The organism is Christiangramia aestuarii (assembly GCF_009735585.1).
Classification (GTDB): Bacteria; Bacteroidota; Bacteroidia; order Flavobacteriales; family Flavobacteriaceae; genus Christiangramia; species Christiangramia aestuarii.
This window is the reverse complement of sequence record NZ_VJVW01000012.1, coordinates 1-11,157: the sequence shown is the minus strand read 5'-3', so window position 1 is coordinate 11,157 and position 11,157 is coordinate 1. Positions and strand designations below refer to the sequence as shown.

The 11,157-nt window shown below is 44.0% G+C and carries 3 protein-coding genes; all 3 read right to left on the bottom strand.

Annotated features, from left to right (window positions below; all coding sequences use genetic code 11):
- Positions 1–4,010 (bottom strand): beta strand repeat-containing protein (locus FLP08_RS15235; RefSeq protein WP_162431106.1); only part of this gene is annotated, 4,010 nt, incomplete at its 3' end.
- Between the two features lie 10 nt (positions 4,011–4,020).
- Positions 4,021–9,477, bottom strand: a complete 5,457-nt coding sequence (locus FLP08_RS15230; protein ID WP_162431104.1) for an Ig-like domain-containing protein — start codon at positions 9,475–9,477, stop codon at positions 4,021–4,023.
- A gap of 727 nt (positions 9,478–10,204) precedes the next feature.
- The coding region (locus FLP08_RS15225) for an OmpA family protein (RefSeq protein ID WP_156278013.1) at positions 10,205–11,157 on the bottom strand (953 nt) is incomplete at its 5' end.

Sequence of the window (11,157 nt, the reverse complement as noted above, 5' to 3'; positions counted from 1 at the left end):
GCCGTAGCGGTATTCAGGCTTACGTCCTGTCCGTTGGCATTGGTAATGCTAATTTCACCTGTAAAATCTTCTGTTGGTTCACTGATGGCATCACCCAGGACATCTACAGGAATGCTCACTGAAGAAGTTCCCTTGGTGATGGTGTAGCTTACAGCGGATTGTGCAGTATAGTCGCTTGCACCGGCCGATCCATCGGTAGTGGTAAAGCTYAGCACGATATCCTCCTGWGCAGTAGCTCCGCCATCGATACTGGCCACGAAGTTTCCTTGCTGGGTAGCATCTGTTTCAGTGATGGTGAATCCTGCCAGGCTGATGGAGATGGCATCATTATCATTGATGGTTCCCACGCCTTGGTTATCGGAGATGGAAGCAGCACCACTAAATACGAGGTTRCTTAGGTTTACAAAGAAGGTCTCTGTAGGTTCTGCAATGGCATCCTCGATGATATCCACGCTGATGGTCTGGGTAGCTCCGTCAACAGACCCGGCAACAAAAGTGATGGTACCGGAAGTAGTGGTATAGTCATCAGGATTTACGGCACTATTATCAGCGGTGGCAAAGTCAGCGGTCAGCTGATCCTGGATGTACCCGGTAAGGGTTACGGTAAAGACGGCTGTTCCGTCGGCTTCGTTTACGCTTACATCGTTAATGACGATACTGGCGGTATCATTATCATTGATGGTTCCCACGCCCTGGTTATCGGAGATGGAAGCAGCACCACTAAATACCAGGTTGCTTAGGTTTACAAAGAAGGTCTCTGTAGGTTCTGCAATGGCATCCTCGATGATATTCACGCTAATGGTCTGGGTGGCCCCGCTGGTAGCCCCGGCAGCAAAAGTGATAGTACCAGAATTGGTGGTATAGTCATCAGGATTTACGGCGCTATTATCAGCGGTGGTAAAGTCAGCGGTCAGCTGATCCTGGATGTTCCCGGTAAGGGTTACGGTAAAGACGGCTGTTCCGTCGGCTTCGTTTATGCTTACATCGTTGATGGCGATACTGGCGGTATCATTATCATTGATAGTGGAAGTAGCCGTAGCGGTATTCAGGCTAACATTCTGACCATTTGTATTGGTAATGCTGATTTCACCTGTAAAATCTTCTGTTGGTTCGCTGATGGCATCTCCCAAAACATCTACAGGAATACTTACCAGCGAAGTACCACTTGAAATAGTGTAGTTTGAATTAGACTGAGCTGAATAATCCTGGCTATCTAAAGCCGTTCCATCGGCAGTGCTAAAACTTAGAACGATATCTTCCTGGGCCAGTGCACCTCCATCTATCCTGGCTACAAAATATCCAGCCTGGGTAGCTTCGGTTTCTGTAATTTCAAATCCGGAAAGGCTTATGCTAATGGCATCATTATCGTTTATGGTAGCTGTGGCTGGAATATTGGTGTTGGCAGTATTTCCACTCGTCACAATAGCAGTAAAAGTGAAGTTTTCCTGCGGTTCTGTTAGTACATCATCTACGGTAGGAATTCGAACCAATAAACTGGTAATTCCGCTAGGGATGGTAATTTGTCCCGAGGAATAATTGGTCCATGAAGAACCTCCATTCGAACTATATTGTACAGGAGTCCCCGTATCTGTTCCAATAGTCGCGGTTCCATTGCTAAATTGCGGTGTGAAAGTGATATCTGTAGCACTGATCCCGGTAAGCGAGATCAGGAAGTCCACATTCTCTCCTTCGGTAACGACCACGTCATCGATGGAAAGGGTCTGGCTTGCTTCTATTGTTTCCTGGTCTTCAACACCACTGAATACTCCACCACCCACGGGATCGCCAGTTGCCGAAACCTTGTTTGTGTATGATCCTGAATCTATATCAGCCTGTGTCACGGTATATTGGGCAGTATAATACCAACTCTCACCCGGATCCATAATATTATCATTATTACCTACTATATCTGCCTGTCTCACCACTCCTGGAGTGGAATCGGCAGTAAGGTCAGTTACCTTGATATTTGAAATACTGATGTTTCCAGTGTTATCCAGGCTTATTCCGTAGGTCAAAATATCTCCAGTATTGGTGTAGGTCTGACCTGCAGGGGTTTGTACTTTAGATACGGTCCATGCCGGATTTCTAGATACAGATGTAGTTGCTGTAGCAACTTCAGGAGTACTTAGTTCATCGGCTATAACGCTTATGGTATTGGTTAGTACACTGTTATTATCAATATCAGCCTGGTTTACGGAATAGGTCGCGGTATAGGTCCAAACTTCTCCAACTTCAAGGGTGCCATCGGCATTCATACTTTCAGTAGCACTGCTCAATGTTCCTATTCCACTACCCGGGAATGTTTCTGTAGGGGATACATTGGTAAGGGTTCTTGAGCCATCATTGCTTAAAGTGATAGAGTAGGTGATCCTATCAGCTGGCTCGTCAACAAAAGTTCCTGCCGGGCTGGAGTCTGGATTGGTAATCGAGACCTGTGTTTTCTCCAGACTAAGGATAATACTTCCATCTACAGGTGTATTTTCGGTAGCATATGTAGGTCCTGCAATCTGGGAAGTCACTAATTCAGCTGTATTCACCAGTGGTACATTGCCGTCAATATCAGCCTGGGTCACAGTATAAGAAGCAGTGTAAGTCCAGGTTTCGCCAACGTCAAGAATGTCATCTCCGTTGCTGCCGGTACCTCCGGTTTCTGTCTTAGAACTCAAATTACCAGTTCCAGATCCTGGGAAAGAGTCGGTAAGGTTCACATTAGTGATGGTGATATTTCCAGTATTTTCGATGACAATGTCATAATTGATCACATCCCCAAGCTGTTTTACCGGTGAAACCGAATTACCATCGGCCTCTGAAGAATTATAGTTAACAGAAGTCTGGGTTTTAGTAAAGGCCATTTGTGGATTTTGAAGAGCTTCCACAATTACCTCCTGGGTATCATTGCTGGTTGGTTGTTCATCTTCTTCTCCCAGATCAAAACTGCCGTTACCATTGGCATCTGTATAATCAAAAACACCATTGGAATTCTCATCAATATATCCATGTACTGTGGCGGTGTTTGCGACCTGGCCATCATCTATATTTTGTTGGGTTACGGTACGGGTCTCTGTATAAACCCAGGTTTCATTAGGATCAAGGGTATTGTCTCCATCAGTATCACCACTTAAATAAGTGATACTGCCGGGATCGGCATTGGGATCTGTAACGGTAATTACATTAATGCCATAAGTTCCGTTATTTTCAAAGCTAATTTCATAGGTAATACCCTGCCCAACACTTTCATAAAGAACGGGCATTGGGTTTCCATCGATATCAATTGCAGTAAGAGTAGCTACGATATCGGGAGCAATTACATTTAATTCAAAAGTACAGGTTGAAATATTTCCACATTCATCTTCCACTGTCCAGGTAACGCTGTTAACTCCTAACGGAAGACTAACACCATCCAGAGTAGAGCTTCCATTCAGGCTGTTGGTTACGGTAAATGAAGAACTGCAATTATCGGTAATACTGGTGACATCGAATTCAGAACCGGAAACTATATATTCAGATTCTGTCTGTGAGATTATTACATCCTGATCATTAAGGCAGGTTAAAGTTGGAGCTGTACCGTCAGATACCGTGATAACTTGAATAGCGTTGGTAGAATTATCACAGTTGTCGGTGATAGTAAAAGTCCTGGTAACTACCTCGGTACAGCTACCATTATCGGTAGAATCGGTATAGGTTATGGAAGCGATACTACCATTATCTGTTGCACTGGCTCCACTCAAGCCTTCATACTCGGTAAGGCTTAATGAAACAGGGGTTGTACTGTAACCCCATAGTGGATAGGTATTGGAGATGTCATTGCGGTCACAACCATCTATGCTTATATCGCTGGGAGCAACTACGGTTGGGGCCTGGGTATCGGTTACCGTGATATTCACCTCACTGTAATCATCTTCCTGTGCCTGTGCCTGGAAAGAGCCAAAGGTCATTAGGAACGTCATTAAAATAAATGACACTTTAAACCTTAAGCTTTCCTTTTTGAATGTGATGTAATTTTTCATCATAAGCTGTTTTTTAAAGTCCATTACCAGGAGTGGAATCAGGATCAGATCTTTCGCTGGTTAATATTTCAGCTGAATTGGTGATATTCCCGCAATTAGGACCTATTTCAGCTGTTATTTCTAGAGTTACCATATTCCCCGGTGGGGCGGGGTCAATGGATGTTCCTGTTAGATCCCAGATACCAGTGGTCGCATCAAAGCTTCCTGTGGTTGTAGATCCTGTAATATTTAGTAAACCGGCAGGTAAGTTGTCCTGTACCTGCACCTCGCTTACGCTAAAGGGGCCAGAATTAGTTAAGGTCAGGGTAAATGTTATGATATCACCGATGGTTGGGTTCGAATTATCCACGGTCTTGACCAGGCTAAGGTCTGCCTTACAGGCCACGAACACATCTGCATCCATAAAATCGAAAACCGGTGGGTTAAGTGAACTAACGGTATAGTCTACGTTTCCGCTATTTGCTCCACTGGAAGCCTGCACAGCATCTGGAATACCATCTGTGCCTACAGGTGAAACCGGGAACTGATATTCATTAGTAGGATCGCTGGTAGCTCCTGCTTCTATGGCATCACTACAGCCGTCACCATCGCTTTCAAGATCGAAATGGTTAGGAATTCCATCATTGTCCAGGTCGTAGGCCGAACAGATACCGAAAGAATTCAGGTCTCCAGAACAAAAATCTGGATCCATATAGTTGGGGATCCCATCATTGTCACTATCTATAGCCGGATCTGCTCCGTAGGATTCTGCCGTATCCAGTACACCGTCGTTATCGTCATCCAGATCTATGGAATCTACGATCCCATCTTCATCATTATCGTTGAAGGATGCATCCCTGTAATCTACATCTCCTCCAGAAAATACGTCATCATCTTCATCTGGAAAGTTATCTGCCTGTGTGTCATCATATATTCCGTTTGGATCCGCATAAGTGTCGGCACCACCTGCGTCATAGCTATTATCCAGACCATTATTCCCTACGGCATTGTTGGTTCTTCCAGCAGTATTCGAAACTATCACCGAATTTGCTTCAATGATATCGAAAATACTATCATCATCTGAATCAAGGTCCAGGTAATCAGGGGTTCCGTCTCCATCGGTATCTACCGGGAATATGGCATTGCCCTGGTTTAGATCGTAGGGGTCAACCAGGCCGTCTCCATCACTATCTGCGGCGGCAAAGGCTACATAACCAAGGGTGGTCTGGCCTTCTATATTATCTGGAGTGGTGTCATTATCTGAATCAAGATCTAAATAATCTGCAATCCCATCACCATCACTATCCAGAGCTTTATGAAATCCGCTGGAAGAATCATAATTAGTTAGAGGAGTTCCACTCATCGTGGTTCCCATACTTGTAATTATGATATCAGAATCATTAGGATCTGTTACATCATTATTGAAGATAATATCAAGTACATCGGCCAGTCCATCAGCATCTACATCATTGGCATTACCCGCACCATAGACCCCGTTACCTTCCGGGTCTTCACCTCCGGCTTCGATTACATCTGCGATGCCATCATTATCTGAATCCAGATCGCGGTAATCCATATAGGAATCACCATCGGTGTCTATAGTTACCAGTCCCTGGGTTGGGTAAGTTCCACCATCCCGGTTGGAAACCTGTAATGGGACACCCTGGATATCAACATCTGAATTGTCTAGAAGTCCGCTTCCGGGAGTTCCGTTCCCATCCTGGTCGAAGATTCCGCCACCCTCCAGGTGGTCTGGAATTCCATCACCATCAGAATCCAGGTCGAAACTGTTCTGAAGACCATCACCATCAAGATCGGCAACGGCTCCATCCAATTCATCGGTATCCAGAATACCATCGTTATCGTCATCAAGGTCAACCCCATCTGGAATGCCATCATTATCGTTATCCTGCTCAAATTTTTCCCTCCAGTCTCTATCACCTCCCACCGGATCGGTATCAGGCTGAGTTTGCGGAGTTTGGCCGGAATTGGTCACGTTGCCCATGCTGGTGGTTCCATTCACCAGGTCGAATATATTGGCTAAACCATCCCCGTCATCATCGGCTGCATCTGGGTCTACCATTCCATCGGCAGAGCTGCCTCCGCTAAAATTGTTAGTGTTATCAAGGGCAAGATCGAGGGAATTGTCTAAATGATTTTCAGAAATATCGAATACACCATCGTTTTCTGAATCTGTATCGGCAAAATCTGGATCAGTACCTCCATCGGTGTTCACATAACCAATTCCCAGGCCACCATTATCCACATCGTAGGCATCGTCAATTCCGTCTCCATCGGTATCATTTCCAGAAGGAGCTACATAAGCGAAAGTAGATTGTGCCTCAATATTATCTATAATCCCGTCATTATCGGAATCTATATCCAGATGATTGGGTAAGCCCAATTGGTCGTAGTCTGTATTTCGTAAGAATCCTGTTCCACTTAAAACGTTACCAGTAGAATCAGGATCATTTGTATCTGCCAGGCCATCCCCGTCAGAATCAGTTGGGATACCTTCCCCCACAATTCCGTCGTTATCGGCATCGATTACCTCAAAATTTGATTCATAGGTATCCGGGATACCGTCACCATCAGAGTCCAGGTCGCGATAGTCTTCCAGGGAATCATAGTCAGAATTCCTTATTACTGGAAAAGAGGAGAGAGCATCTAGAGGATCGTGCCATCCATTGCTGTCGTTATCCACGAAGCTGTCTATAATACCATCATTCCCGGTGTCGTTAAAATTGGAATTATTTGAAAAAGCTTCATAAGCATCTGTAAATCCATCATTATCTGAATCTACATCTAAAAAGTCGTATAAATCGGTATTTGCTTCTGTAGATTCATCGGTGTTTCTTATTGGCTGGGCAAGGATACCACTATCAGGAAATGTTTCTGCAGAGTCTGCCAATCCATTGGTCCCGTATGGGCCTGGAAGCATTCCATCGTTATTAGCGTCATCATATCCTGCTTCTCTAACATCTGGGATCCCGTCATTATCAGCATCCAGGTCAAGGTAGTTAGGAATAAGATCTGAATCTTTATCTGAATCGCTATCCAAAGATTTTGGATTAACAAAGTTGGTTATACAATCAAATTGAACATTATGATTAATGGTTGTGCCGCCAACAAAGCTTACATTGGCCACTATACCCAGTCTTATTCTAAAAACAGAAAGATCGGTGAATTTAGCTGATAGGTTCACGATAGGGTTGCTATTATCTGAACCCGAATAAGGCGTGGTGCCACCTTGTGCGATTAACCACGGCTCGGCCCTGTCTATAAGAAGTTCGGTATCTGTTTCCAGGGTATAGCTGTCTGGAAAATATACCCAGTTCTGTTCACTATAAAAGGAAGATCCATCTATATCATTGAAGTTCGCAAAAAACTCCGGTACATAAACAGGTACTGGTGAAGTGGTTTGGGAAGTTCCAGACTCATAAAACCTGAAAGTAAATTCCACATATCCCTGTTCTCCGTTGGCCATGTTCTTAAGCTCGGTAACGGGCTGGAATGAATTGGTGTTCGTGGCGTCATTATCAATAGAGAATAAGGTAAACTTGTTGCTGTCGAATCCTGTGATTTCTACTACTGCCTCAATCCCAGGAGCTACATTTGTAAACAAATATTCATCTCCTACTTTAGCATTGCTGTTACCATTGATCTGTGTTGGCGAACTAAAGTTTAGCACCGTATTACTGCCGCAGACGGGTTGGGAATTTTCAAAGGGTTGCTCTATAATGTCTGGGATCCCGTCATTATCATCGTCTATATCATCCCGGTCTGGAACCGTATCATTATCAGAATCTTTCAGCACGGTAACGGTTACCAGTGCGATATTACTTAAAGGGCCATTATATTCCGCACCGGAAGGAGTTGCGTCAAAAACTTCGTATTCAAAAGTGTCCACGCCAAAGAATCCGGGGTTAGGGGTATAGCTTATGGCGCCTGTAACAGGATTCACGCTAAGCGTTCCGTTCTGTGCATTTACTGAAAGTCCTCCGACGCTTACCGAGCCAGGAACAATATTATTGTCAAGATCTGTGTCATTAGCTACAACGTCTATAATTACGGGCCCGCGGTTCTCCACTACTTCTGCTTCATCAAAATTTGCGCAAGGCTGGGCATAAACCACGGTCTCATTAAAAGTTTCGGTACAGCCTTCCAGTGGAGCCCCGCTTAGTCGATAGGTACCGGGCTTGGTCGCTACGGCGTTCATGCCAATATAAGTTTGTTGACCATTAGAAAATTCACCATCATTGGTAGTCCATCGATAATAGGCATTTGGATCAGGGACCAAAGGAGATAAACCTAATGTTGTATTCCCGCAAATTATATAGCCAGGGTCATCTCTTTTTATTCTGGTATCGGTATAGGAGGCACCTAGGAAATCATAAGGTCCAGCAAAATCTTTTAAACTTGAGGTGAAAGAAGAGGAGGATCTTGATTTAATCAGAAGTTTGGTAAAAGGAGCGTCACAGGCATTTCCGGTAGATAAACTGGGATCGATACCCAGTTTAGAAAGGTTAATTCCCACTTCGGCAAAATATCCAGGAGCATAACTTGTGGTGTAAGGATTTGAATCACTATAGAAAGTGCCCCAGGGTGGTCCAGAAATCGTGTTACTGTTACCAGTGCTAAATACACTTCCTGCCGGAATAATTATTTCGGCATATCCGTATTCAGAACTATTACTTGCCCCATCAAAATTAGGTCCCCAGTTAAAGTTAGCAGGGGTGAGGTTTTGCCAGGTGGTTCTTTTTGTCCAGATCCTTAGAATTACGTTCGATACGGTAGAACCGTTAAAGGAAAATCCTGCGATCATATCTCCAGAAGCTGTAACATTCCCTGAGGCATCAAAGACCCAGGGAGTATGACCACCAGTAGAATTTAGGCCAGCATTAACAAAACCCGTATTAGAAGAATTTGCTTCAATTGGCTGGGCGTACAATTCAAAGTCTAGAAAATGGTCTCCAGAGTTGGATAGGGTAGATACACCTAAATTTAGCCACATATTCTGACCTATGTTTAGACCGGCCCGTCTTAAATGAGCGTAAGCATCAACTATATCTGATTTAGAAAGCACTGTTTCATTGTTTGAGGTAGCCCACGTAAGATTGGGGTTGTCCCCATTCTTTCCGCTACTTCCGGTAAAAGCGCTACGATCTCTTCCAAAACCCTGACTGCTTAGGTCGGCATAATCACGGCCATAAACTGCATCATATAGAATGTAGCCATTCACGATCTCATATTGAGGATACTTAGATCTTACCGTAAATGCTTGGTTAGTTATAGTGGGAGAATTATATCCCTGATAAGTGGCAGTATTTGTTTCATCAATAATTCCATTAGCAGATGATCCCTGAAACCAGTCGTCTACGGTAGGGAATGTTGTGGGAACCCCGGAATATATATTTCCTCGAATACTGAAATTAGAAGGATCACCCTGCTGGGCATAAAATGAGATTGAAGACAGTAAAACTAGTGCCAAACAATATAGGCCTGACTCCTGAAGGCGTAGTTTTTTTATCATAGGTTAGTTCATTAAGTTGAAATCCAACAAATTACTTTTCATATAGACAGTAGAATTCTACTGATCTAAATCAATAAATCATGTGGGGATTATAACATCGGGTAATAATTGGAGGATTACCTAGAGAATCGTGGGGGGTGACTCTATTGGATGTTATCTTGGGTTAAAACTATCCTAAAAAATATTCGTAACTGACTGTTTGCTAAATTTTTAGATGAAATATTTGTTATTATCGATGAAATACAACTTTTTTGACCTTTTATAGGTGTAATTTTTAGAATATATCCTACAAAAATTAGAGAAAACTGTAGGAATTAAAGTTTTCTACTGGGGGAAACCCCTTGGTTTTCGCCATATTTGGAGAGCTCTACACGTGTAACTGAGCTTAAATCAGCTGGTTGAATTATGTAGTACTGTATTTGATTTTTGTAAGATATTTCCCTTTCAATTTAGCTTTCCTTTTAAGGTTTTATTATGATTTCGACCTTGGGAAATAGAGGAAAAGGTGAGCACCTAAAAATAAAAAAGGTCCAGGCTAGAGGCTGAACCTTTTTCTTCTGCAATCGAGTATGTTGGGGTCGACTGATCTTTATAAAGAGGCTTGCTTACATTCCTCTCATTTTCATAAATCGAATCAATTAAGAACAAAATTCATCAAGCAAGCCTCTTCCGGTTAGTTAGCCGGTTAATCCATTTTTACCACGCTGAACATGGATCTTCTGTTAAGCTGGTGATCTTTTTCGGTGCAACGGTCACAGTCGATGGCCGGTTTGGTCTCGCCGTAACCTTTATAGGCAACGATTCGCTCTGGGGCGATGCCATTTTCTACCAGGTAATCCCGGGTGGCCTTGGCTCTTCGCTCGGCCAGTTTTTCGTTGTATGCGTTGGTACCCCTGCGGTCGGTATGCGAACCTATCTCGATGACCAGCTCGGGGTACTGGTTTTTCATCAGGTCGATAAGTTTATCCAGTTCTGCCGCGGCATCGGGACGGATGTTAGACTTGTCAAAATCGAAATAGATATTGTCGATCTCGGCCAGGTATTCCACATCCCTAACCGGGTTTAGCTGAATATCATACTGGATCTCTTCCTTGTCATCGGCCTGCATCGAACTAACCTCTCCGGTAAAGGTCTCGTATCTGATCTCCTTGGCTTCCACGGGGAAGGTCAGGTCTCTTGGGATCTCGGTCTGGTAATTTCCTTCCTGGTCTGTTTCCAGAAACACCATTTCCTCACCCTCTTCATCCATCAGTCTTACCGTGGCCGAAGGGATGGGCTTGCCATTGATGGCATCGGTCACCTGTCCTTTCAGGATCAGCGGGTTGAGCTTATTAAAGACGTAGATATCATCACTGCCGCCTTGGCGGTTGGTGGAGATATAACCTTCTTTAGAATCGTCTACCTGGAAATAGGCAAAATCATCCATGCTGGAATTCACCGGTTCGCCCAGGTTTTCCACCTGGCCCTCTTCCAGTTTAAAGATATCGAACAGGCCTAGACCGGCATGCCCGTTGGAGGAGAAGTAAAGGCTGCCATCGCTGTCCATAAAGGGGAAGCTTTCATCGAACTCGGTATTGACCGGTGCTCCCAGGTTCTGTGGCTGCCCGAAACTGCCATCCTCGTTAATACTTACTTTAT